We start from the raw sequence: 24,052 nt of genomic DNA, 5'->3' as shown, positions 1-24,052 counted from the left end.
GCGACCACCGACCCCGGCGCACCGGGGGATCAGCTCAGGACGTCCTTCGTCGTGAAGCGGCCGAGTGCGAGGGCGCCGAACACGGCGACGTAGCCCGCCTGCAGCAGGGCGTTGGCGGCGAAGGAGTCCCACGAGATCGGATCGCGCATCAGGTCGGCGAAGCCCAGCCAGTGGTGGGTGAACAGCCACGGGTCGAGGGCGTCCAGCTGCGGCAGCGCGTCGACGATCTGGGCGACGGTCGAGAGCACGATGGTGGCGGCCATGGCGCCGACGGGCACGCTCGTCAGGGTCGAGGCGAACAGGCCGATCGCACTGAGGCCCAGCAACGAGAGCGTGACGTAGAGCGCCATCAGCAGCAGCCTCAGGGCGTAGTCGCCGAGGCCGACGGTCTGGCCCGAGAGCAGGGTCACCGGCCCGATCGGGAACAGCGCGGCCCCGGCGATGGCCCCGAACACGACCACCACGAGGGTCGCTGCGAGACAGAACGCGGCCGCGGCCACGTACTTGACGAGCAGGAGGCGCACCCGGCCCACCGGGGTCACCAGCAGGTACCGCAGGGTGCCGAGGCTCGCTTCTCCGGCGATCGTGTCGCCGGCGACGACGCCCACGGTCAGGGGGAGGAAGAGCGGGATCGCCACCGTGAGCGCGGTGAGGGAGACGAAGAGGCCGTTCTGGGTGATGTCGCCGAGGAATGCCGGCCCGCGGCCTCCGCCGCCGTCGGCCGTCGTGACGCGGACCGCGACGGCCAGCAGCACGGGGATCAGCGCCAGGGCACCGAGCAGCGCGATGGTCCGCACGCGGCGGAAGAGCATCGCGAGCTCGCTGCCGAGCAGGGCGAGGCCGAGTCCGTGCCGGGGCCGGTCGGCCGGGCCGTCCACGGCCCGGTCGTCGGGGTGGGCGTCCCTGGGCTCAGCCGGCGACATCGAAGCCCTCTCCGGTCAGGTCGACGAAGCGGTCCTCGAGGCTCGCGCCCGCCACCTCGAAGCCCCGCACCCGGACGTCGGCCGCGACGAGCGCGGACACGATCGACTCGGGTGACAGGCCTTCGACGGCCAGGTCGGCCTCGACGCGGACCGAGCCGCCCGCGGTGGCGGGCGTCGCGTCCGAGCGGGCCGGCGCCTCCGGGGTGAGCCCGAGGCGGGTCAGCACGTCACGGGCGACGTCGGGGTCGGGGGTGAGCAGTCGGACACGGTGTGCGCCGAGGGCTCGCAGGTCGTCGAGCGTGCCCTGGGTGAGCAGCCGCCCTGCGCTCATGACGCCGATGTGCGTGCACATCTGCTCGACCTCGCTCAGCAGGTGGCTCGAGACGAGGACCGTCGTGCCCTCGTCGGCCAGCGAGCGGATCAGGCCGCGGACCTCGCGGGTGCCCTGCGGATCGAGGCCGTTGCTCGGCTCGTCGAGCACCAGCAGGTCGCGGGGCATGAGCAGGGCGGTGGCGATGCCCAGGCGCTGCTTCATGCCGAGCGAGTACGCGTGCGCCTTCTTCGAGGCGGCGTGCCCGAGGCCGACGCGGTCGAGCGCCGCGTCGACGCGGGCCCGGCGGGTGGCCGCCGGTGCCCGACGGTCGCCCGAGTCGAGGCGGTGCAGGTTGGCCCGACCCGAGAGGAAGGGGTAGAAGGCCGGACCCTCGACCAGGGCGCCCACCCGGGGCAGGACCCGTCGGAGGTCGTCGGGCATCGAGCCGCCCAGCACGCGGATCTCGCCGCTCGTCGCCGAGGTCAGCCCGAGCAGCATGCGGATCGTGCTCGTCTTGCCCGATCCGTTCGGGCCGAGGAACCCGTAGACGCTGCCGTGCGGCACGGCGAGGTCGACGCCGTCGACGGCCTGCTGGTGGCCGAAGCGCTTGGTCAGGCCGCTCGTCTCGACGGCGAACGCGCCGCGCGGCCCGGCGTCGTCGCGCGACGACCGGACCGCGGTGGTGTCGTGGCTCACCGGCCGGGGGTCACTGGCCGGCCGCGGCGGCCTGGAGGGCCTCGGCGTCGACGGCTCCGGCGAACACCCGGCCGTCGTCGGTGAGCAGCACCGAGACGAGCGAGGTCTCGAGCACGCGCCCGCCGTCGACCTTCGTGGTCAGCTGGTCGAGCAGGCCGCTCGTGTCGGACGACGAGGCACGGTCGGTCGATCCGGGTGCCGGGGTCACGCCGACGACGGTGCTCCAGCCCGAGCCGACGACGGTCTTCTCGGCGTGGGTCCCCTCGACCTTCGCCCGGCCGGAGACGCGGCCGGGCGCCGTCGCCTCGGTCACGGTCGCGTCGGCCGGGGGAGTGAAGGCGAAGACGCTCGCCGCCGGGGCGTCGAAGTCGATCGAGGTGAACCCGGCCGAGAGGGCCGGGTCGGCTTGACCCTTGGCGTCGACGACCACCTTGAGCGGGACGCCGGTCGCGGCGTCGACGGTGAGCGTCGCCCGGGCGACGAGGGTCGACGAGTCCTTCGGCGTGAGGACGACCTGGTACGCGTCGCGTCCGGCGACGTTCACGTCGGACTCGGCCGTGACGGTGGTCGTCGGCTCGACGTTCGCCAGGACGAGGTCGGCGAGCTCGGCGGGCGTCTGCGGCACGGCGGTGCCGTCCGGCAGGACGGAGGGGCGTTGGGCACGGCTCTCGTCGGGCAGGGTGGCGTGGGTGGCCTCCTTCGTCTTCGAGTCGTAGGTCCACACGCTCGAACCGTCGCGGATCACGTTGCGCTCGGCCAGGTCGTCGATGACCTGCACCCGCTGCTTGGACGTGCCGTCGGCGTAGACCTCGGCCGTGTGGCTGCCGGTCAGCAGCTCGAGGGCACCCGCGACGTCGGACGACGCCGAGCCGCCGGAGGCCTGGGCCGAGACGTCGGGCAGCCCCAGGTCGGAGGTCTGCTCGACGGTGCCCGAGTACGACGCACCCGAACTCGAGGCGGCCAGCGCCAGCACCTGCCGGGGCGACTTGTCGGGCAGGTCGACGTCGGCGGTGGCCGAGACGGCGGGGACCACGATGCTCGCGGCGATGACGGCCACGGGCACGGCGGCGGCGGTGGCCCAGCGGGTGGACTTCTTCATGACGATCGCGACCTCTCACGCCGGGCCCCGAGCGGGTCGACGACAGGGCAGGAGACTACGCGCGAACCCTGGAGAACGCTGTCACCCGGGCGGTCGGTCGCTCGACGTCGACAGAGCCCGGCCGCGACCCGTCCGGTCGGGCTCGGCGGACACGGGCGTCAGAGCTCGACGACCTCGAACTCGAGCAGGTCGGCACCGGTCGCGACGGGGCCGCGCGGGGCGTCCGCCGCACCGGCCGGGCGGGCGTGCGCGGCCTTCACCCCCTCGGCCGACCAGGCCCGGAAGTCCTCTTCGCTGCGCCAGGTGGTGACGACGAAGTAGCGGTCCTCGCCGGCGACGGGGCGAAGCAGCTGGAAGCCCTCGAACCCCTCGGCCCCGTCGACCGAGTGCTTGCGCGCGGCGAAGCGCTTCTCGAGCTCGGGGCCGGACCCCTGGGGGACGTGGATGGCGTTGATCTTGACGACGGACACGGCGGGGCCTTTCGATGGGTGGTCGGTGGTCGGGGTGCGGCCTCGACGGGACGGGGCCCGGGAGGCGCGGTGCGGGTCGTCGGGACGCCCTCGCGTCAGGCGGTCTTCATGACGTTCGCCGTGAAGCCCCGGACGCGCTCGGTCAACCCGACCGAGCGCCGCTCGATCTGCTCGGGCGGGTTGAGGTGCGGCGGCGCGACGCGGATGAGCAGCGAGCAGGCGAGGTCCTCGCAGATGTAGGTGCCGAGGGTGTTGCCGTTCAACCCGGCCTCGCCGGCCTTCGGAGCGGTGAAGAGGCGCACCTGGGTGGCCGGCTGCGGCGAGTGGCAGAGCGAGCACATGGCCGCGATGCCGGGGCGGAGCGAACTGCTCGACGACCGCACGACGAGGCCGACCGGCCGGTCGTCCATCCAGTGCACGATGTACCCGCGGTGGTGGGCCTGCGGGTCGCGCCAGCCCAGGAACTCGCGGTCCTCCCAGAGCATCTCGTGCAGCCCGGGGATCGGCAGCCGCTCGAGGTCGCCCGGCAGGGCGTTGACGAACGACTCGCGGATGTCGGTCTCGGTCAGCGGCTTCATGTTCTCCCTCGTGCCGTCGGGTCTCGTCAGCCTACGCGTCGGTCTAGCGTGGACGCGTGACGATCCCCGGGGCCGAGCGCGAACGACTCGTCACGCGTCGCCTGCGGGCCGCGGGCTGCGTCTTCGCCGAGGACGAGGCGCGGGTGCTGCTCGGCGAGGCCCCCGACGACGAGGCGCTCGAGTCGATGGTGGCCGACCGCGTCGCGGGTCGGCCGCTCGAGCAGGTCGTGGGCTGGGCGGCGTTCGCCGGACTGCGGATCGTCGTCGAGCCGGGCGTCTTCGTGCCCCGCCGCCGCACCGAGCTGGTCCTCCACCAGGCCTCCGCGGCGCTCGCGGCCGCCGACCCGACCGGCCGTCCCGCGGCCCCCGGCGGCCCCGTGCTCGAACTCTGCTGCGGTGCCGCCGCCGTGGCCACCGCCCTCGCCGTCGAGCACCCGGGTCTCGAGCTGTGGGCCACCGACCTCGACCCGGCGGCCGTGCACTGCGCGCGGCGCAACCTCGCCGACCAGGGCACGGTCGTCGAGGGCGACCTCTTCGGCGGCCTGCCCGCGTCGCTGCGCGGCCGCCTGCGCGTCGTCGCCGCGAACGCCCCGTACGTGCCGACCGACGCGATCGCGTCCCTGCCCCCCGAGGCGCGCCTCCACGAGCCGTCGCTCGCCCTCGACGGCGGCGCCGACGGGCTCGACCTGCACCGGCGCATCGCCGCCGAGGTCGGTGCGTGGCTGGCGCCGGGCGGCACGCTCGTCCTCGAGACGAGCGTGGGTCAGGCGGACGACACCCGGGAGGCGCTGGTCACCGCGGGCCTCCGGGCCCGGGTCGTCCGCGACGACGAGGTCGACGGCACGGTCGTCGTCGCCGTCGCGTCGTCGGTCAGAGGTCGGCCGGGGTGACCGAGTCGACGACGGGGGACTCGGGGGTGCCCGAGATGCGGCACGTCCACTCGGTGGCGGGACGACCGTCCGAGAGGTGACCCATGGTGACGGTGGCGACCGCGCCCGTGGCGCTGTCCTGGACGTCGTCGGCCTCGTAGGCCCAGACGTCGTCGAGGAAGGGAAGGTCGGGGTTCTGGTCGCCGATCGCCGTGACGCACGCGTGCCACGCGGGGGGCGCCTCCTGGGCCTCGGCCGTGGCGGGGGCGGGCGGCTCGGTCTCGGGCAGGGCGGTGGCGTCGGGCAGGGCCGTCGCGATGTCGGACGCCGTGGCCGAGGGCTCCGCCTGCCGCGTGGCCGACGGGCCGGGACTCGAGCTCGAGGCGGGCGTGGCGCCGGCGCAGCCCGTGACGAGCAGGGCGACGGCGAGGCCGACGACGGTGAGGGCCGCGGGCACGCCCGCTCGACGGGACGGTCGGGGGGTGCGGGGCACGGGGGCTCCTCGGGACGGTGCTGCGCGACGGGGTGCTGCACAGGGTAGCGAGCGGCACGGCCGCGCACCACGCCGACACGGAGGCGACACGGAGGTTGGCCCGGCACCCTGGAGCGATGACCGCAACGGACAACCGCGAAAAGACCGCACTCGAGCAGGCCATCAGCAAGGGGCAGGCGGGTGAGGGCGACATGAACAGCGTGCTCGCCGAGTTCGTCAACGCCCAGGTCGTCGTCGCGACGGCCACCGACGCGCAGGAGTCGTTGAACGACCTGCAGCCCGTGCTCTTCGACCGCGAGGGCGTGCCCATGCTCGCGGCCTTCACCCACGTCGACATGATCGGCGAGCAGGTCAAGGGCGTCGCGCGGTACTCGGCCACGCTGCCGGCCGCCGAGCTCGTGCAGGCGATCCCGGCCGAGACCGGCCTCGTCGTGAACCCGGGCAACCACGAGGGCTTCGAGATGCTGCCCGAGGGCGTCAGCCAGCTCGCCGACGACGTGCGCAAGCTCGTCGCCGCCCACGAGGCCGCCGGCTCGCCCGAGCCCGGAGAGCCGTCGCGCGCCGTCTAGGCCCCCTCCGTCGCACCCGCACCACCCGACGCCCCGACCGCCGCCCGGTCGGGGCGTCCGTCGTCCGGGCCGTCGTGCCGCGGCCGATGCCCTCCCGATCCGACGGGATCTCGAAACCTGCGTGTCACACGACGGCGCTAGGCTGACGCCACAACCGAACATCGGGCCACGAACACGTCGCGGGAGAGCTCCGGTGCGCAGAGACTGCGCCGACCGGGCACCGAAGGAGCAAGCTCCCCGCCAATCTCTCAGGTACGCGTACCGCGACGGACTGGCCACTCTGAAAAGCAGGAGGCGCGAGGCGGTCCACAGACCCCTCGCCGGTCCTCGCCCACGGTGAAAGCCGGCCTCGGCCGGTGAAGCTCTCAGGCCCATGACAGAGGGGGAGTCCGCACCGGCGACCACCGGTGCGCACTGCCCCGTCGTGCCCGACCCGCACGACACCGTTCCCGGCCGAGACACCTGGCGGCCGGTCCGTCCCTCCAGGAGCACGATGTCCGACGCAGCCTCGAACCTGCCCGCCGCCCCCGGGCCCGACGACGACGACCTCACGGACGTCGACGCGGCCGCCACGCCCGGAGGCGACGTCGTCCTGTCCGACGACGGCACCGAGGGCATCGCCACGGGGCCCGGCGACGCCGACGACCCGACCGGCTCCGACGAGCCGGACGAGCCGGACGAGCGCTTCAGCCCGCTGCACGAGGTGCACGTCGCAGCGGGGGCCGTCTTCACCGACTTCGCCGGCTGGCAGATGCCGGTCCGCTACGACTCGGACCTCGCCGAGCACCACGCCGTCCGCACGGCCGCCGGCCTCTTCGACCTCTCGCACATGGCCGAGATCGCGGTCGTCGGGCCCGACGCCGGGGCGTTCCTCGACCACGCGCTCGCCGGCACGCTGTCGACCATCGCGGTCGGGCGGGCCAAGTACTCGCTGCTGCTCGCCGCCGAGGGGGGCATCGTCGACGACCTCGTCGTGTACCGCCTCGACGACCACGACTTCCTCGTGGTGGCCAACGCGGGCAATCGCGAGGCGGCCTTCGCGGCGCTGGCGACCCGCGCCTCCGGGTTCGACGTCACGGTCGACGACGAGAGCGACGACACCGCGTTGATCGCCGTGCAGGGCCCCGAGAGCGAGGGCGTGCTCGACGAACTGGTCACGGCCGACCGGCTGCAACCCGACGCGCCGCTGTCGACGCTGCGCTACTACCGCGTGCTGCAGGGCACCTTCGACGACGCTCCCGTGCTCATCGCCCGCACCGGCTACACGGGCGAGGACGGCTTCGAGCTCTACGTCGACCCCGAGACCGCCCCCGTGCTCTGGGCCGCGATCGCCGAGGCCGGCGGCCCCCGTGGGCTCGTGCCCGCGGGCCTGGCGAGTCGCGACACGTTGCGCCTCGAGGCCGGCATGCCCCTCTACGGCCACGAGCTCGGCCTCGACGTGCGCCCCGACCAGGCGGGTCTCGGTCGCGTCGTCGACACCTCGAAGGACTTCGTCGGGCGTCAGGGCGTCGAACCGGCCGCGGGGGCGCGCGTCCTCGTCGGCCTCACGCTGACCGGCCGCCGGGCCGCGCGGGCCGGCTACCCGGTGGTCACCGACGACGGCACCGTCGTCGGCGAGGTCACGAGCGGCGCCCTGTCGCCGACCCTCGGCCACCCGGTCGCGATGGCCTACGTCGACCCCGACGTGGTCGACCGCGGCCCCGCGCTCGCCGTCGACGTCCGGGGCACCGCGGTCGCCGCGACCGTCGTCCCGCTGCCCTTCTACAAGCGCTCCTAGGCACACCACCCCGAAAGGACCGGCCATGACCGATCTCACCGCACTGAAGTACACCGCCGAGCACGAGTGGCTCCTCATCGACGGCGACACCGCGACCGTGGGCATCACCGACTACGCGGCCGACAAGCTCGGCGACGTCGTGTACGTCGACCTGCCCGCCGAGGGCACCGAGGTCGAGACCGGCACGGTCGTCGGCGAGATCGAGTCGACGAAGTCGGTCGGCGAACTCTTCGCCCCGGCCCTGGGCACGGTGCTCGAGGCCAACCAGGCCGTGGTCGACAGTCCCGACCTGGTCAACAGCGACCCGTTCGGCGAGGGCTGGCTCATCAAGATCACCCTGTCGTCGACCGACGGCCAGGGCCTGCTCTCGCGCGACGAGTACGTCGCGCTGACCGCCGAATGAGCACCGGGCAGCCCGGCGGGTCGGTCTTCGGCGGCTGGTCCGACCAGGTGGCCACCGGCTTCGTCGACCGCCACGTCGGCACCACCCCCGACGACCAGGCGACCATGCTCGCCGCGGTCGGCCACGACAGCGTCGAGTCGCTCGTCGCGGCCGCCGTGCCCGACGCCATCCACGCCACGCCCCTCGAGCACAGCGTGCTGCCCGAGCCGATCGGCGAAGAAGAGGCGCTCGCCGAGTTGCGTGCCCTCGCGGGGCGCAACCGCGTGTCGCGCAGCCTCCTCGGCCTCGGGTACTACGACACGGTCACGCCCGCCGTCATCCAGCGCAACGTGCTCGAGAACCCGAGCTGGTACACCGCCTACACGCCGTACCAGCCCGAGATCTCGCAGGGCCGGCTCGAGGCCCTGATCAACTTCCAGACCATGGTGGCCGAGCTCACCGGCCTGACGACGGCCAACGCCTCGATGCTCGACGAGGGCACCGCCGTCGTCGAGGGCATGCTGCTGGCGCGCCGGGCGTCGAAGGCGAAGACCGACGTCTTCGTCGTCGACAGCGACACCTTCCCGCAGACCAAGGCCCTGTTGGCCGGCCGTGCCGAGGCCGTCGGCATCGAGCTCGTCGAGCTCGACCTGTCGGTGCTCGACCCCGCCGAGCTGCCCGCGTCGTTCGGCGTCTTCGTGCAGTACCCGTCGGCCTCGGGCTCCGTCTGGAGTCCCCGTGCCGTCGTCGAGGCCGCCCACGCCCACGGCGGCCTGGCCGTCGTCGCCGCCGACCTGCTGGCGCTGACGCTCGTCGAGGCGCCCGGCGAGTTCGGGGCCGACGTCGCCGTCGGCACCAGCCAGCGCTTCGGCGTGCCGATGGGCTTCGGAGGTCCGCACGCGGGCTACATGGCCGTGCGCACGGGCCTCGAACGCCAGCTGCCCGGCCGGCTGGTCGGCGTCTCGCAGGACGCCGTGGGCCAGCCCGCCTACCGGCTCAGCCTGCAGACCCGCGAGCAGCACATCCGCCGCGAGAAGGCCACGTCGAACATCTGCACCGCCCAGGTGCTGCTCGCCGTCATGGCGTCGATGTACGCGGTCTACCACGGCCCCTGGGGCCTGCGGCACATCGCGACGCGCGTGCACGGTCACGCCTCCGACCTCGCGGCGGCGATCGGCGCCAGCGAGCTCGAGCTCGAGAACGACTCGTTCTTCGACACGCTGCAGGTCTTCGTCCCCGGTCGCGCGGCCGAGATCGTCACCGCGGCCCACGACCGCGGCTACCTGGTGCACGCCGTCGACGGCGACTGCATCCGGCTCTCGTTCGACGAGACCACGACGCGGGACGACGTGCGCGTCGTCGCCGAGGTCCTCGGCGTCGACCTGCTCGAGGGCGAGGCCGGGTCGGGCCTCCAGGAGGCGCTGCTGCGGACGAGCGACTACCTCACGCACCCGGTCTTCCGCACCCACCGCAGCGAGACCAGCATGATGCGCTACCTCAAGCACCTCGCCGACAAGGACTACGCGCTCGACCGCGGCATGATCCCGCTCGGCAGCTGCACGATGAAGCTCAACGCGGCGACCGAGATGGCCGCCGTCACCTGGCCCGAGTTCGCCGGCGTGCACCCGTTCGCCCCGGCCGACGACGTCGCGGGGTACCTCGACCTGATCGGTCAGCTCGAGGGCTGGCTGGCCGAGGTGACCGGGTACGACACCGTCTCGCTGCAGCCGAACGCGGGCAGCCAGGGCGAGCTCGCCGGCCTGCTGGCGATCCGCGGCTACCACCTCGCGAACGGCGACGCCGACCGCACGGTGTGCCTGATCCCGCAGAGCGCGCACGGCACGAACGCGGCCAGCGCCGTGCTCGCCGGCATGCGCGTCGTCGTGGTCGCCTGCGACGAGGGCGGCAACGTCGACCTCGACGACCTGCGCGCGAAGGTCGAGCAGCACGCGGCCCAGCTCGCGGCGCTCATGATCACCTACCCGTCGACCCACGGCGTCTACGAGCACGACATCGTCGCGCTCACCGACGCGGTGCACGCCGCGGGCGGCCAGGTCTACGTCGACGGGGCGAACCTCAACGCCCTGCTCGGGGTGGCGCGCTTCGGCGACTTCGGCGGCGACGTGTCGCACCTCAACCTGCACAAGACCTTCTGCATCCCCCACGGTGGTGGTGGTCCGGGCGTCGGACCGGTGGCGGCCAAGGCGCACCTCGCGCCCTTCCTGCCCGGTCACCCGATGGCGCAGCAGGCCGACCGCCGCACGGGTGCCGTCGCCTCGGCCGACGGCGATCGCCTCGCCCACGCCGGAGTGCCGGTCTCGAGTGCCCCGTACGGGTCGCCGAGCATCCTGCCGATCAGCTGGGCCTACGTCCGCATGATGGGCACCGAGGGCCTCACCCGCGCGACCGGCGCGGCCGTCCTGTCGGCGAACTACGTCGCCGCCCGCCTGCGCGAGCACTTCCCGGTGCTCTACGCCGGCGAGAACGGCCTCGTGGCGCACGAGTGCATCCTCGACCTGCGTCCGTTGCGCGACGCGACCGGCGTGACCGTCGACGACGTGGCCAAGCGCCTCATCGACTACGGCTTCCACGCCCCGACGATGTCGTTCCCCGTCGCGGGCACGCTCATGGTCGAGCCGACCGAGAGCGAGGACCTCGCCGAGATCGACCGCTTCGTCGACGCGATGATCGCCATCAAGGGCGAGGCCGACCAGGTCGCGGCCGGCCGGTACACGGCCGAGTCGAGCCCCCTGCGCGGTGCTCCGCACACGGCCGAGTCGGTCGTTGTGGGCGAGTGGACGGCCGAGTACGGCCGCGAAGAGGCCGTGTACCCGGTGCGCTCGCTCGTCCGCGGCAAGTACTGGCCGCCGGTGCGTCGCATCGACCAGGCCTACGGCGACCGCAACCTGTTCTGCAACTGCCCGCCGGCCGAGGCGTTCGCCTAGGTCGCGTCCGGCGCCGACCGCGCCTCGGACGGGAAACCGCCAGCACCCGATCCCGTCGAGTGCTGGCGGTTCCCTCTTGGTCCCTCGGACGTCGGCCGCCGAGTGTCGCGGAGGGCGTTCACGTAGCGGCGACCGTCCCGATCGACGCCCGGGGGACAGCTCACGCTGTTCGGCTAGCGCGGATCGCGACGACCCGTGGGTACATCAGACTCGCCCCCCGAACGGGTGTCAAGACCCAGTTTCGTCGGGCCGGCCCGCGTGCGCTCGACGCCGCGGGGTCAGGACGGCAGGCCGAAGAGGGCCGGGAACGCCGTCGCGGCCCACGGGTAGCCGACGAAGACGGCGGCGTCCATCACGAAGTGCGCGATCACCAGGGGCAGCACCCGGCCGAAGCGCACGTAGAGCCAGCCGAAGGCGACCCCCATCACGACGTTGCCGACGAAGGCCCCGAAGCCCTGGTAGAGGTGGTAGCTGCCGCGCAGCAGGGCGGCGGTGACGATGATCGACCAGGTCCGCCAGCCGAGGTCGCGCAGGCGCGCGAACAGGTAGGCGACGACGATCACCTCCTCGGTGACGCCGGCCCGCAGCGCCGACAGCAGCAGCACGGGCACGGTCCACCAGTGCTCGCCGAGGTTCGTCGGGACCACCGTGACGGTCAGGTCGAGCGCCTTGCCGACCAGGTAGAGCCCGATGCCCGGGATTCCGATGGCCAGCGCGAGACCGACGCCCCCCAGGGTGTCGCGCCCGGCGCGCGAGAAGTCGACGCCCAGGCGGCCCAGGTGCGGGCGCTCCCGTCGCCACAGCAGGAAGGCCACGAGCAGCACCGGCACGAGGTCGACCGCGATGCCGAGCACCTGGTAGGCGAGGTCGAAGAACTCGCGGCTGCTCAACGGCGAGTTGAGGGTGGCCGTCTGCTGCGAGAGCGCGGTCTGCTGCGTGAGCCGGTTGACGATCGACAGGACCGAGTACACGGCCGAGGCGCCGAGCGAGAGCCCTAGGACGATCGCGATCTCGACCCGGAGGCGTGCGCGGGTCATCGGGGCCGGGTACGGTGCGAGGACCACGGGTGGTGTCGCGTCGGAGGCAGGGGCGTCGGGGCGGCTCACGGGGGTGATCGTACGCGGCGGACGTGAGCGGGCCGACCCGCGCCTCCCGGGTGGCGGAGAACAATACCTGCCAGGTGGCGGATTTCCCGCAGCCGATTCCTGCGAACTTCAGGTCTTCCGCGCAACGAACTGCATGCCGACGCAATGATCCCGCGAGTTGGTTTCCGTCGTGTAACCGTTGTCGCGGTGGTTTGGTGATGCCGGAACGGGGTGCTTAGGCTCACTGCATCCAACGCGGCACGGCCCCTGGGCACAGTGCTGCGTCCTTTCCCGCATCAGGAGGAACATTGAAGAAGACGCGCATGGGCCTGTCGGCCGTCGCCGTCGTGGGGACGGCAGCACTCGTCCTCACCGGTTGCGCCAGCGGCAGCGGGGACGACTCGTCGTCCGGTGACGCTTCCGCGGTGATCACGACGAACGGCAACGAGCCGCAGAACCCGTTGATCCCCTCGAACACCACCGAGGTCGGCGGTGGCAAGATCATCGACTCGATCTTCGCCGGTCTGATCAGCTACGACGCCAAGGGTGCGTCGGTCAACGACGTCGCCGACAGCATCACCTCGGACGACAACCAGAACTGGGACGTCAAGATCCGCGAGGGCCTGAAGTTCACCGACGGCACCGACGTGACCGCCGAGTCGTTCACCAAGGCCTGGAACTGGGCTGCGCAGCTCAGCAACGCCCAGGGTGGCAGCTACTTCTTCGACGACATCCAGGGCTTCAGCTACGACGCCGACAGCGACCTCGCCCTCGAGGTCGTCAGCCCGACCGAGTTCACCGTCCAGCTGACGGCCCCCGAGGCCGACTGGCCGCTGCGCCTCGGCTACTCGGCGTTCTCCCCGCTGCCCGAGGCGTTCTACGCCGACACGGCGGCCTTCGGCGAGAACCCGATCGGCAACGGCCCGTACAAGCTCGACGGCGAAGGCGCCTGGACCCACAACCAGGACATCAAGCTCGTCACCAACTCGGACTACGACGGCCCCCGCACGCCCAAGAACGGTGGTCTGACGATCAAGTTCTACACGACGCAGGACGCCGCCTACGCGGACGCCCAGTCGGGCAACCTCGACATCCTCGACGCCGTCCCCGACAGCGCGTTCGAGACGTACAAGGACGACTTCCCGGACCGCAACGTCAACCAGGCGGCCGCGATCTTCCAGTCGTTCACCATCCCCCAGTACCTCGAGCACTTCGACGGCACGACCGACGAGGGCAAACTCCGTCGTCAGGCCATCTCGATGGCCGTCAACCGCGACGAGATCACCAAGGTGATCTTCCAGGGCACCCGCACCCCCGCCAAGGACTTCACCTCGCCCGTCATCGACGGCTACTCCGAAGACCTCGAGGGTTCGGACGTCCTGACGTACAACGAGAGCGAGGCCAAGAAGCTCTGGGCCGAGGCCGACGCCATCTCGCCCTACGGTGACACGACGTTCAGCATCGCCTACAACGCCGACGGTGGCCACCAGGCCTGGGTCGACGCCGCGGCGAACAGCATCTCGAGCACGCTCGGCATCAAGGCCGAGGGCAAGTCGTACCCCGACTTCAAGGGTCTGCTCGACGAAGAGTCGAACGACGCCATGACCGGTGCGTTCCGCTCGGGTTGGCAGGCGGACTACCCGTCGCTGTACAACTTCCTCGCCCCGCTCTACCAGACCGGTGCCGGTTCGAACTACGGCCGCTACAGCAGCGACCAGTTCGACACCCTCGTCAAGGAAGGCAGCCAGGCCGGTTCGGTCGAGGACGCCAACGCGAAGTTCCAGGACGCCCAGGAAGTCCTCTTCAAGGACCTCCCCGCGATCCCGCTGTGGTACTCGAACGTGACCGGCGTCTGGGCCGACACGGTGGACAACGTCGAGTTCGGCTGGAACTCGGTGCCCCTCTACTACGAGGTCACGAAGAACTAGCTGCACCCGCGCCGAGGCACTAGCCTCGATCAGCGCTCGAGAGGGGGCTCGGAGCAGACACGATCTGGTCCGGGCCCCCTCGACGGGCGTCCGCCACTTCCCGACACGATTGCGAATCGCGATGCTCCCGCTCCACACCGAGGAGGACTGATGCTCTGGTACACCGGTCGACGACTCCTCCAACTGATCCCCGTGTTCTTCGGGGCCACCTTCTTGATCTACTTCATGGTCTTCGCCGTCCCGGGCGACCCCGTGGCGGCGCTCTTCGGCGACAAGCAGCCGAGTCCTCAGGTCCTCGAGCAGATCCGAGCGCAGTACAACCTCGACAAGCCGTTCATCGTGCAGTACCTGCTCTACATCGGCGGTCTCTTCACGGGTGACCTGGGCACCACCTTCTCCGGTCGCCCCGTCATCGACGAGCTCGTCCGGGCCTTCCCCATCACGTTCCGACTCGCCATGCTCGCCCTCGTCTTCGAGGCCGTCGCCGGCATCGTCGTCGGTCTCGTGGCCGGCCTCCGCAAGGGCAAGCTCTTCGACACCAGCGCCCTCGTGGTGAGCCTCCTGCTCATCTCGGTGCCCATCTTCGTCGTCGGCTTCGTGCTGCAGTACGTCTTCGCGATCAACCTCGGCATCTTCCGCACCACGGTCAGCTCGCAGGCTCCCTGGAGCGAACTCGTCCTGCCGGCGATCGTGCTGGCCAGCGTCTCGTTCGCCTACATCGTGCGCCTCACGCGCGCGTCGGTCTCCGAGAACATGAGCGCCGACTTCGTCCGCACCGCCACCGCCAAGGGCCTCACCCGCAACCGCGTCGTGACGGTGCACATCCTGCGCAACTCCCTCGTCCCGGTCGTCACCTACCTCGGTGTCGACATCGGCTCGCTGATGGTCGGTGCGATCGTCACCGAGGGCATCTTCAACATCCAGGGAGTGGGTGGCACGGTGTACCGCGCCATCCAGCTCGGCGAGGGCCCGACGGTCGTGTCGTTCGTGGCCGTCATGGTGATCATCTTCATGCTCGCCAACCTGCTCGTCGACCTGCTCTACGCCGTTCTCGACCCGAGGATCCGCTATGCCAAGTAACGACAACCCCCGACTGTCGAGCGGACACTTCGTCGCCGACCTCGACGAGACGCCCATCAAGGCCGTCGACGCCGTCGACGAGTCCGAGAAGCCTCGTTCCAGCTGGAACGACGCCTGGGACTCGATGAAGACCCGCCCGCTGTTCTGGATCTCGGCAGCGCTCATCGTCCTGGTCATCGTCGTCGCACTCGCGCCCGGGCTCTTCACGAGCGTCGTGCCCACGGCCGCCGACCTCTCGAAGAGCAACCAGGGGTCGCAGAGCGGCCACATCATGGGCTTCACGCGGCAGGGCACCGACGTGTTCTCGCGCGTCGTCTACGGCACCCGCGCCTCCTTGACCGTCGGCCTGCTGGCGACGGTGCTGGTCACGCTGATCGGTTTGATCATCGGTTCGCTCGCCGGCTTCTACGGCGGCTGGCTCGACGCCGTCGTCTCGCGCATCGGCGACATCTTCTTCGCGATCCCCACCGTGCTCGGCGCCATCGTGCTGATGTCCGTGCTGCCCTCGCGCACGCCGCTGACCGTGGCCCTCGTGCTCTCGCTCTTCGCCTGGCCGCAGATCGCGCGCATCATGCGCGGTTCGGTGCTCGGCGCGAAGAACAGCGACTACGTCACGGCGAGCCTCGCACTCGGCGTCTCGCGGTTCCGCATCCTCATCCGTCACGTCGTCCCCAACGCGATCACCCCGGTCATCGTGGTCGCCACCGTCTCGCTGGGCACGTTCATCGTCGCCGAGGCGACCCTGTCGTTCCTCGGCATCGGCCTGCCGAGCGGCACGATGTCGTGGGGCAACGACATCAGCCAGGCGAGCGTGTCGATCCGCACCGCGCCGATGACCCTGTTCTGGCCCGCGGCCGCGCTGTCGATCACGGTGCTGTCGTTCCTCATGATGGGCGACGTCGTGCGCGACGCCCTCGACCCGAAGGCGAGGGCCCGTCGATGACGTCCACCTCCACGCGTCCCGAGCAGGCGAACCGCGCCTCCTCGGCCGTCCCCCTCCTGCAGATCAAGAACCTGCAGATCGGCTTCAAGACCCAGGCCGGCTACGTCGACGCCGTCCGTGGCGTCGACATCACGATGAACCAGGGCGAGACCCTGGCCATCGTCGGCGAGTCCGGCTCGGGCAAGTCCACGTCGGCCACGTCGATCATCGACCTGCTGCCGGGCACCGGCCGGGTGACCGGCGGTGAGATCCTGTTCGAGGGTCGCGACCTCGTCAAGGCCAGCGCCGCCGAGATGCAGTCGATCCGCGGCCGCGAGATCGGCTACGTCCCGCAGGACCCCATGTCGAACCTCAACCCGGTCTGGAGCATCGGCTTCCAGGTCGAGGAGGCGATCCGCGCCAACGGCATCGCCACCGGCAAGCGCGAGATCCGCGAACGCGCGATCGAGGTGCTGAAAGAGGCCGGGTTGTCCGACGCGGGCGACCGTCTCAAGCAGTTCCCGCACCAGTTCTCCGGGGGCATGCGGCAGCGCGTGCTGATCGGCATCGGCCTCTCGTCGAGGCCGAAGCTGCTGATCGCCGACGAGCCGACCTCGGCCCTCGACGTCACGGTCCAGCGCCGCATCCTCGACCACCTCGAGACCCTGACCCGCGACTACGGCACCTCGGTGCTCTTCATCACGCACGACCTCGGCCTCGCCGCCGAGCGGGCCGAGAAGCTCGTGGTCATGTACAAGGGCCAGGTCGTCGAGTCGGGCCCCTCGAAGGAGATCCTGGCCAACCCGCGGCACCCGTACACGCAGCGACTCGTCGCCGCGGCCCCGAGCCTGGCCAGCCAGCGCATCCAGTCGAGCATCGCCCCGACCCACGCGCACGCCGTCGCCATCTCGGACGAGGGCGCGGACGACGCCGAGCTCATCGCCCGAGCTCGTCAGCGCGAGGAGGCGGGCAAGAAGAACGCCGAGTACATCAAGGTCGACAACCTGTCGAAGGTCTACAAGATCCGCCAGGGCGGCTTCAAGACCACCGAGCTGCGGGCCGTGGACGACGTGTCGTTCGCCATCCCGCGGGGGACGACGATGGCCCTGGTCGGCGAGTCCGGTTCGGGCAAGTCGACCGTGGCCAAGCTCGTCCTGCAGCTCGAGTCGATCACCTCGGGCACCGTGGCGATCGACGGCCAGAGCATCGGCGCCCTGACGGGCAAGGACCTCTTCGACTTCCGTCGTCGGGTGCAGCCGGTCTTCCAGGACCCCTACGGTTCGCTCGACCCGATGTACAGCGTCGGCAACACCATCGCCGAGCCGCTCGTCACGCACGGCATCGGCGACCGGGCGAGTCGCCAGGCCCGCGTGCGCGAGCTGCTCGACCAGGTGTCGTTGCCCGCGTCGACGGTCAACCGCTACCCGAACGAGTTGTCGGGTGGTCAGCGCCAACGCATCGCCGTGGCGCGGGCGCTCGCGCTCAAGCCCGACGTGATCGTGCTCGACGAGGCCGTCTCGGCGCTCGACGTGCTCGTCCAGGGCCAGGTGCTCGACCTGCTGACCGACCTGCAGACCGAACTCGGCCTGACCTACCTCTTCATCACGCACGACCTGGCGGTGGTCCGGCTGATCGCCGACAACGTCAGCGTCATGCAGAAGGGGCGCGTCGTCGAGGCGGGCACGACCGACGAGATCTTCGCCAACCCGACGCAGCAGTACACGCGTGAGCTGCTCGAGGCGATCCCCGGCGCGAACTTCGAGTTCGGCCGGTAGTCGACCCGCGCCTCCTGGCGTCCGAGGGGCCCCTGCGCCGTGCCGCGAGCACGGCGGAGGGGCCCCTTTACCACGTGCCGTAGACTGTCCTGGCCGGGCTCTGACCCGACCACTTCCCCCTCTCTCTTCTCGTAAGGAACACATCCATGGCGACTGCCATCCGCAGCGACCTGCGCAACGTGGCGATCGTGGCCCACGTCGACCACGGCAAGACGACCCTCGTCGACGCCATGCTCAAGCAGACCAACTCCTTCGACGCGCACTTCGACACCGAAGACCGCATGATGGACTCGAACGAGCTCGAGCGCGAAAAGGGCATCACGATCCTCGCGAAGAACACCGCGGTGCTCTACAACGGCGCGCACGCGACCGACGGCCCGATCACCATCAACGTGATCGACACCCCCGGCCACGCCGACTTCGGTGGCGAGGTCGAGCGCGGCCTCTCGATGGTCGACGGCGTCGTGCTGCTCGTCGACGCGTCCGAGGGCCCCCTGCCCCAGACGCGCTTCGTGCTGCGCAAGGCCCTCGCGGCCAAGCTGCCCGTCATCCTGCTGGTCAACAAGACCGACCGCCCCGACGCGCGCATCGACGAGGTCGTCGCCGAGTCGCAAGACCTCCTGCTCGGCCTCGCCAGCGACCTGAGCGAAGAAGTCGACGACCTCGACCTCGACGCCATCCTCAACGTGCCCGTCGTCTACGCCTCGGGCCGCAACGGTGCCGCGTCGACGAACAAGCCCGCCGACGGCTCGCTGCCCGACAACGACGACCTCGAGCCATTGTTCGACGCGATCCTCACGCACGTGCCCGCGCCGACCTACGACGACGAGCACCCCCTGCAGGCGCACGTCACCAACCTCGACGCCTCGCCGTTCCTCGGTCGCCTCGCCCTGCTGCGCGTCTTCCACGGCACGCTGAAGAAGGGCCAGACGGTCGCCTGGGTCAAGGCCGACGGCTCCGTCGTCAACGCCCGCATCACCGAGCTGCTGATCACGAAGGCGCTCGACCGCTACCCGGCCGAGAGCGCGGGCCCCGGCGACATCGTCGCCGTCGCCGGCTTCGACACCATCACCATCGGCGAGACGCTGTCCGACCCCGAGGACGTCCGGCCGCTGCCGACCATCACGGTCGACGACCCCGCGATCTCGATGACCATCGGCACCAACACCTCGCCGCTCATCGGCAAGGTCAAGGGCCACAAGCTCACCGCCCGCATGGTGAAGGACCGCCTCGACCGCGAACTGATCGGCAACGTCAGCCTCAAGGTCGTCGACATCGGACGCCCCGACGCGTGGGAAGTCCAGGGTCGTGGCGAGCTCGCGCTGGCCATCCTCGTCGAGCAGATGCGTCGCGAGGGCTTCGAGCTCACCGTCGGCAAGCCGCAGGTCGTCACCCGTCGTGACGAGAACGGCAAGCTGCAAGAGCCCTTCGAGCACATGACCATCGACGTGCCCGACGAGTACCTCGGGGCCATCACGCAGCTCATGGCCGCCCGCAAGGGCCGCATGGAGAACATGGCGAACCACGGCTCGGGCTGGGTGCGCATGGAGTTCATCGTCCCCTCGCGCGGCCTGATCGGGTTCCGCACGCAGTTCCTCACCGACACGCGCGGCACCGGCATCGCCAACGGCATCAGCCACGGCTACGGCCCGTGGGCCGGCGAGATCTCGACCCGCACGAACGGTTCGATCATCGCCGACCGCTCGGGTGTCGTCACCCCCTTCGCGATCATCAACCTGCAAGAGCGCATGTCGTTCTTCGTGCAGCCGACCGAAGAGGTCTACGAGGGCATGGTCGTGGGCGAGAACTCGCGCGCCGACGACATGGACGTCAACATCACCAAAGAGAAGAAGCTGACCAACATGCGTCAGTCGACGGCCGACAACTTCGAGTCGATGACGCCCTCCAAGGTGCTGTCGCTCGAGGAGTCCCTCGAGTTCGCCGGTGACGACGAGTGCGTCGAGGTCACCCCCGACGCCATCCGCATCCGCAAGGTCGAGCTCGACGCGTCGGCCCGCCAGCGCAGCACGGCCCGCCTGAAGAAGCAGAACGCGTAGGCACCGCAGCACCACAGCACCACAGCACCACACGCCGAGGAGGCGGTCCGCACCACCGCGGGCCGCCTCCTTCGTGCACCGCCCGCACGTTCTGCGCCTGCCCCCAGCGTGCGCGGCTAACCTCGCGAGGTGCCGACCCAGAAGAACACCCTGACCCGCTCCGCCGCCACCCTCGCGCTGGCCGTCGGCCTCGTCGCGGGGCTCACCGCCTGCGGCGAGGGCTCGCCCGTCGACAACATCGTCGGCGGTGCGGTCGACAGCGGCGTCGAGAGCCTGAAGGGCACGGCCCAGAAGGCCGTCGAGGACGCCGCGGGCGAGGCGCTGAACGGCGCGGGCATCACGACCGACGGCACCCTGCCGGCGAGCTTCCCGGCCGACGTGCCGCTCGTCGAGGGCACCACCCGCGGCGGGGGAGCAGGCCCCGACGGCACCGGCTGGGTCGCCCAGATCGCCGTCTCGGGTGCGGACCGGTTCGCGGTCGCCCAGCAGCAGCTCGAGGCCGCGGGCTACACCTCGTCAGGCGTCGACACGGACGCCGACAGCGGCTTCGGCACCTTCACCGGCGCCACGCACCGCGTGGTGCTCACCGTGTCGACCGACAGCGACGGCCAGGTGCTCGCCACCTACGTCGTGACGCCCGTCTGACGCCGCTCCGTCCGGCGAGGTCCGCGGCTCACGCGAAGAGCGTCTCGCCCACCCAGCCGCCCTGCGAGGCCCCCGGGGGCACGGCGAAGATCGCCGAGCCGACGTGCGTGACGTACTCGTTCATCCGGTCGTTCCGTGACAGCGCCTGCTGGATCGGCACGTACTGCCGCCGCGGGTCGCGGTTGAACGCGATGAAGAACAGCCCGGCGGCCAGTCGGCCGAGTTCGTCGTTGCCGTCGACGAAGTTGTAGCCCCGGCGCAACAGGGTCGCCCCGTCGTTGTTCTGCGGGTGGGCGAGGGCGACGTGCGAGTCGGGCGCGATCGCCGGCCCCGTGCCGGTCGCGGCGGCTGCGGTGAAGTCCGGGGCCGTGAACTCGGTGCCGCCCGACAGCGGGGCCCCCTCGCCCTTGTCGCGGCCGACGACCGTCTGCTGCTCGCCGAGCGAGGCACGGTCCCACGTCTCGATGGTCATGCGGATCTTCCGCGCGACGAGGTACGAGCCGCCGTCCATCCACCCGGCGCCGTCCGACGCGGTCGCCCAGACGCCGTCCGCCACAGCGGCGACGTCCTCGGCCTTGACGTTGGCCGTGCCGTCCTTGAACCCGAAGAGGTTGCGCGGCGTCGTCTGACCGCGGGTCGTCGACGAGGTGCGGCCGAAGCCCAGCTGCGACCACCGCAGGGAGGCGCGGCCGAAGGCGATCCGCGAGAGGTTCCGGATCGCGTGCACCGCGACCTGCGGGTCGTCGCTGCAGGCCTGGACGCAGAGGTCGCCTCCGCTCGCGGCCGCCACGAGCTGGTCGCCCGGGAAGTGGGGCAGGTCGACGAGGGCCGGCGGCCGCTTCGAGGCGAGCCCGAAGCGGTCGGTGCCGTCGGCTGTCGTGAACAGGGTCGGCCCGAAGCCGATCGTGATCGTCAGCCCGGCCGCGGGCAGGCCCGAGGCCTCGCCCGTGTCGTCGGGTGGGGCCAGCAACTCGCCGCCCGTCGCGCCGGTGGGGCTCACGTCGAGCCCGGCGGTCAGGCGAGAGGCCGCGTGGCTCCAGTCCTGCAGCAGCTCGACGAGCTCGGCACGCGTGACGCCGTCCCCGACGTCGAACGACGCGAAGTGCAGGCGGTCCTGGGCGGCGGTCACGATGCCCGACTGGTGGACGCCGAAGAACGGGTACGAGGCGGACGCGCCCGACGACCCCTCGGCGTGCGCCTGCACGGCGCGGTCGGTGCCGACCCCGACGCCGAGTCCGAGCACCCCCGCCCCGACGCCCGTGCCGACGAGCCCCAGCAGACCGCGGCGCGAGAGGCCGCCTCCGTCCGTCACGGTCAGGCGATCAGCGCCGAGGTCAGCCTGCTCAGCGGCTCGCTGAGGGCGTTGACGGCGTCCGACAGCTTCCTCTTGTCGGAGTCGGTCAGCTCGGTGTACGAGGGGTAGCCCGCGTCGAGGCTGCCGTGGCCCGCGAGCAGCGTCTCGACCTTCGTCAGTTGGGTGTCGATCTCGGTCGCCAGCTCGGGGTCCTTCCGGTCGACCACGTCGCGCACCCCGTCGAACGCCACCCGCGCGCCCTCGAGGTTGCCCTGGAAGTCGTAGAGGTCGGTGTGCGACCAGATCTCCTCCTCGCCGGTGATCTTGCCGGTGGCGACCTCGTCCATCAGGCCGACCGCGCCGTTGGCGATCGTGTCGATGCCGAGGGTGAAGTCGCTCGCCGTGACCTCGTCGTACAGGTCCTTCGTGTCGCTGGTGAGCAGACCGGCGTAGTGCGCGCGCTCGTCGGCCGTCAGGGGGACGTATGCCGCGCCTCCGTTCTCGGCCGCCGTGGGTTGCCAGAGGTCCTTCTCGATGCGGTGCCAGCCCGTCCACTCGGTGCCGGGTTCGACGTCGGCCTCGCGGAAGTCGATCTTCGGGTCGAGGTCGCCGAACGACTCGGCCACGGGCTCGATGCGCTCGTAGTGCGCCCGAGCCGACGGGTAGAGCGACCGGGCCCTCTCGTCGTCGCCGGCGGTGTACGCGGCGAGGAACTCGTCGGTGGCCGTGACGAGCTGCCCGGTCTGGTCCTCGACGTAGCCCAGGTAGGCGGTCGCCGCCGCGTCGACCTGCTGCTTCTCGCTGCCGGTCGGCTCGACGGCGGTGCCCGAGTCGGTCACCGTGAAGGAGGCGCGCACGCCTTCGCCCACGAGCCCCGGCACGCAGGCGGTGTAGTAGTCGCCGGCCGGGACCGAGACGGTCATCGAGCCCGACGTGCCGGGGCCGATGTTCTCCTTCTCGCTGACGATGCGCAGGCCGTCCTCGGCGAGCAGCTCGAACTCGCTGTTGTCGCTGCCCGTGTTGGTCATGGTGAAGGTCACCGGGCCGCTCGGCACCGTCGTCGTCGAGAGCCGACACGTGTCGTCGGACCCCTCCACGGTCACGGCGGTGGCCGCGGACGACCCCGCGGGGGCGTTCGCGACGCAGCCGGTCAGGGCCAGCACGAGGGCGGCGGCACCCGAGGCGGCGGCGAGGGGGCGGAGGGGGCTGGCGGTCATCGAGGTGCTCCTGTGCTGCGGGGGGACGGGGTGGTCGAGAGGGCGGGCGCGCGGTGGTCCGGCGTCGCCGGGGCGACCGTCGAGGACTCGCCCGACGCGTCCGACGCACCCGCCACGTCGGCGGGGCCGGGTCGGCGTCTCCGGGTCGAGCGCACGAAGAGCGGCACGACGACGGCGAGGTACGCGAGCCAGACGACGACCTGCAGTCGGCTCGGCGTCGGCGTGAAGTTGACGAGGCCCTGCAGCAGCGTGCCGTACCAGCTGGTCGGCGGCACGGCCGCGCTGACGTCGAAGGCCAGGGAGGCGCGGCCCGGCAGCACGGACGCCTCCTGCAGGTCGCCGACCCCGTAGGCGAGGACGCCGGCGGCCACGACGACGAGGAAGCACCCGGTGACCCGGAAGAACCGCGCGACGTCGAGGCGCACGACGCCGTGGTAGATCGCGAGCTGGATCGCCACCGCGGTCAGGATGCCCAGCACGGCCCCGACCAGGGGCGCGGCGCCGCCGCCGGTGGACTGCACCGTCGCCCAGACGAAGAGGGCGGTCTCGATCCCCTCGCGCCCGACCGAGAGGAACGCCAGGGCCACGACGGCCCAGGCCCCGCCGACGAGGGCGCGCTCGAGGCCCGACTCGAGCTCGCCCCGCAGGCCCCGCGCGGTGCGGGCCATCCAGAAGACCATCCAGGTGACGAACCCGACGGCGACGATCGAGAGTCCGCCGCCGATGACCTCCTGTGCCTGGAAGGTCAGGCCGTACGTGCCGAAGGTCAGGACGGCACCGATGCCGAGCGACAGCACGACGGCGGCGCCCACGCCCAGCCAGAGGCGGGGGAGCACGTCGCGACGGCCGACCCGGACGACGTAGGCGACGAGGATGCCGACCACGAGGGCGGCCTCGAGGCCCTCTCGGAGTCCGATGAGGTAGTTCGCGAGCAC

21 protein-coding genes and 1 riboswitch are annotated in these 24,052 nt (G+C 71.5%); of the genes, 11 read left to right on the top strand and 10 right to left on the bottom strand.

Annotated features, from left to right (window positions below; translation table 11 throughout):
* Nucleotides 1-29: 29 nt before the first annotated feature.
* The 5 genes from AC3CCI_RS03005 to AC3CCI_RS02985 all read right to left on the bottom strand — a co-directional run bounded on the left by AC3CCI_RS03005 (nucleotide 30) and on the right by AC3CCI_RS02985 (nucleotide 4,079).
* Nucleotides 30-923, bottom strand: a complete 894-nt coding sequence (locus AC3CCI_RS03005; protein ID WP_488628054.1) for an ABC transporter permease — start codon at nucleotides 921-923, stop codon at nucleotides 30-32.
* Nucleotides 910-1,932 (bottom strand): ABC transporter ATP-binding protein, encoded by a 1,023-nt coding sequence (locus AC3CCI_RS03000; protein ID WP_488628053.1) that lies wholly within the window; start codon nucleotides 1,930-1,932, stop codon nucleotides 910-912. The genes AC3CCI_RS03005 and AC3CCI_RS03000 overlap by 14 nt, the downstream gene beginning before the upstream one ends.
* A 10-nt stretch (nucleotides 1,933-1,942) precedes the next feature.
* On the bottom strand, nucleotides 1,943-3,031 hold the full coding sequence (locus AC3CCI_RS02995) for a LolA family protein (protein WP_488628052.1): 1,089 nt from the start codon (nucleotides 3,029-3,031) through the stop codon (nucleotides 1,943-1,945).
* 158 nt (nucleotides 3,032-3,189) lie between these two features.
* On the bottom strand, nucleotides 3,190-3,501 hold the full coding sequence (locus AC3CCI_RS02990; RefSeq protein WP_354593557.1) for an antibiotic biosynthesis monooxygenase family protein: 312 nt from the start codon (nucleotides 3,499-3,501) through the stop codon (nucleotides 3,190-3,192).
* Between the two features lie 95 nt (nucleotides 3,502-3,596).
* Nucleotides 3,597-4,079 carry an FBP domain-containing protein gene (locus AC3CCI_RS02985; protein ID WP_354593556.1) on the bottom strand — a complete coding sequence of 161 codons (483 nt, stop codon included), beginning with the start codon at nucleotides 4,077-4,079 and terminating at the stop codon, nucleotides 3,597-3,599.
* Nucleotides 4,080-4,135: 56 nt separating this feature from the next.
* On the opposite strand from AC3CCI_RS02985, the gene AC3CCI_RS02980 reads away from it, so the two are divergent.
* Nucleotides 4,136-4,969, top strand: a complete 834-nt coding sequence (locus AC3CCI_RS02980; RefSeq protein ID WP_354593555.1) for a putative protein N(5)-glutamine methyltransferase — start codon at nucleotides 4,136-4,138, stop codon at nucleotides 4,967-4,969.
* Here the strand turns inward: AC3CCI_RS02980 and AC3CCI_RS02975 are convergent.
* Nucleotides 4,950-5,441 carry a hypothetical protein gene (locus AC3CCI_RS02975; protein WP_354593554.1) on the bottom strand — a complete coding sequence of 164 codons (492 nt, stop codon included), beginning with the start codon at nucleotides 5,439-5,441 and terminating at the stop codon, nucleotides 4,950-4,952. The two genes, AC3CCI_RS02980 and AC3CCI_RS02975, sit on opposite strands and share 20 nt — an antisense overlap.
* Nucleotides 5,442-5,557: 116 nt before the next feature.
* On the opposite strand from AC3CCI_RS02975, the gene AC3CCI_RS02970 reads away from it, so the two are divergent.
* From AC3CCI_RS02970 to gcvP, 4 genes are all read left to right on the top strand, one after another.
* The gene (locus tag AC3CCI_RS02970) at nucleotides 5,558-6,010 is read left to right on the top strand and encodes an SseB family protein (RefSeq protein WP_354593553.1); all 453 of its coding nucleotides are present in this window, start codon (nucleotides 5,558-5,560) and stop codon (nucleotides 6,008-6,010) included.
* A gap of 170 nt (nucleotides 6,011-6,180) precedes the next feature.
* A riboswitch (glycine riboswitch) is annotated at nucleotides 6,181-6,284 on the top strand.
* Between the two features lie 219 nt (nucleotides 6,285-6,503).
* Nucleotides 6,504-7,787 (top strand): glycine cleavage system aminomethyltransferase GcvT, encoded by a 1,284-nt coding sequence (gene gcvT, locus AC3CCI_RS02965; protein ID WP_488628051.1) that lies wholly within the window; start codon nucleotides 6,504-6,506, stop codon nucleotides 7,785-7,787.
* 25 nt (nucleotides 7,788-7,812) lie between these two features.
* Nucleotides 7,813-8,190: a glycine cleavage system protein GcvH gene (gcvH, locus tag AC3CCI_RS02960; RefSeq protein ID WP_043595477.1), complete on the top strand. Its 378-nt coding sequence runs from the start codon at nucleotides 7,813-7,815 to the stop codon at nucleotides 8,188-8,190.
* Nucleotides 8,191-8,294: 104 nt separating this feature from the next.
* Complete coding sequence (gene gcvP / locus AC3CCI_RS02955) at nucleotides 8,295-11,114, top strand: aminomethyl-transferring glycine dehydrogenase (protein WP_488628652.1); 2,820 nt, start codon at nucleotides 8,295-8,297, stop codon at nucleotides 11,112-11,114.
* A gap of 278 nt (nucleotides 11,115-11,392) precedes the next feature.
* On the opposite strand, the gene AC3CCI_RS02950 is transcribed toward gcvP, so the two are convergent.
* A complete protein-coding gene (locus AC3CCI_RS02950; protein ID WP_354593820.1) occupies nucleotides 11,393-12,151 on the bottom strand; it encodes a CPBP family intramembrane glutamic endopeptidase in 759 nt (252 codons plus the stop codon).
* A gap of 356 nt (nucleotides 12,152-12,507) precedes the next feature.
* On the opposite strand from AC3CCI_RS02950, the gene AC3CCI_RS02945 reads away from it, so the two are divergent.
* The 6 genes from AC3CCI_RS02945 (at nucleotide 12,508) to AC3CCI_RS02920 (ending at nucleotide 20,606) form a co-directional block, all read left to right on the top strand.
* Nucleotides 12,508-14,127 (top strand): peptide ABC transporter substrate-binding protein, encoded by a 1,620-nt coding sequence (locus AC3CCI_RS02945; protein WP_488628050.1) that lies wholly within the window; start codon nucleotides 12,508-12,510, stop codon nucleotides 14,125-14,127.
* Between the two features lie 150 nt (nucleotides 14,128-14,277).
* Nucleotides 14,278-15,207, top strand: coding sequence for an ABC transporter permease (locus AC3CCI_RS02940; protein ID WP_354593548.1), 930 nt, complete (start codon nucleotides 14,278-14,280; stop codon nucleotides 15,205-15,207).
* A complete protein-coding gene (locus AC3CCI_RS02935) occupies nucleotides 15,197-16,150 on the top strand; it encodes an ABC transporter permease (RefSeq protein WP_056262202.1) in 954 nt (317 codons plus the stop codon). Before AC3CCI_RS02940 ends, AC3CCI_RS02935 begins: the two co-directional genes overlap by 11 nt.
* Nucleotides 16,147-17,904, top strand: coding sequence for a dipeptide ABC transporter ATP-binding protein (locus tag AC3CCI_RS02930; protein ID WP_488628049.1), 1,758 nt, complete (start codon nucleotides 16,147-16,149; stop codon nucleotides 17,902-17,904). Before AC3CCI_RS02935 ends, AC3CCI_RS02930 begins: the two co-directional genes overlap by 4 nt.
* A gap of 146 nt (nucleotides 17,905-18,050) precedes the next feature.
* Complete coding sequence (typA, locus tag AC3CCI_RS02925) at nucleotides 18,051-19,961, top strand: translational GTPase TypA (RefSeq protein ID WP_488628048.1); 1,911 nt, start codon at nucleotides 18,051-18,053, stop codon at nucleotides 19,959-19,961.
* A gap of 129 nt (nucleotides 19,962-20,090) precedes the next feature.
* Nucleotides 20,091-20,606 (top strand): hypothetical protein, encoded by a 516-nt coding sequence (locus AC3CCI_RS02920; RefSeq protein ID WP_488628047.1) that lies wholly within the window; start codon nucleotides 20,091-20,093, stop codon nucleotides 20,604-20,606.
* A 28-nt stretch (nucleotides 20,607-20,634) separates the two neighbouring features.
* Here the strand turns inward: AC3CCI_RS02920 and efeB are convergent, their stop codons facing one another.
* The 3 genes from efeB to efeU are packed head-to-tail and all read right to left on the bottom strand — an operon-like array spanning nucleotide 20,635 to nucleotide 24,052.
* Nucleotides 20,635-21,924, bottom strand: coding sequence for an iron uptake transporter deferrochelatase/peroxidase subunit (efeB, locus tag AC3CCI_RS02915; RefSeq protein ID WP_488628651.1), 1,290 nt, complete (start codon nucleotides 21,922-21,924; stop codon nucleotides 20,635-20,637).
* Nucleotides 21,921-23,117: an iron uptake system protein EfeO gene (gene efeO / locus AC3CCI_RS02910; protein ID WP_488628046.1), complete on the bottom strand. Its 1,197-nt coding sequence runs from the start codon at nucleotides 23,115-23,117 to the stop codon at nucleotides 21,921-21,923. The genes efeB and efeO overlap by 4 nt, the downstream gene beginning before the upstream one ends.
* On the bottom strand, nucleotides 23,114-24,052 hold the full coding sequence (gene efeU, locus AC3CCI_RS02905; protein ID WP_488628045.1) for an iron uptake transporter permease EfeU: 939 nt from the start codon (nucleotides 24,050-24,052) through the stop codon (nucleotides 23,114-23,116). The genes efeO and efeU overlap by 4 nt, the downstream gene beginning before the upstream one ends.

Source organism: Frigoribacterium sp. CF331 (genome assembly GCF_057787905.1).
Note: the sequence above shows the minus strand (reverse complement) of the source record. Positions and strands in the feature narration are given on the sequence as shown.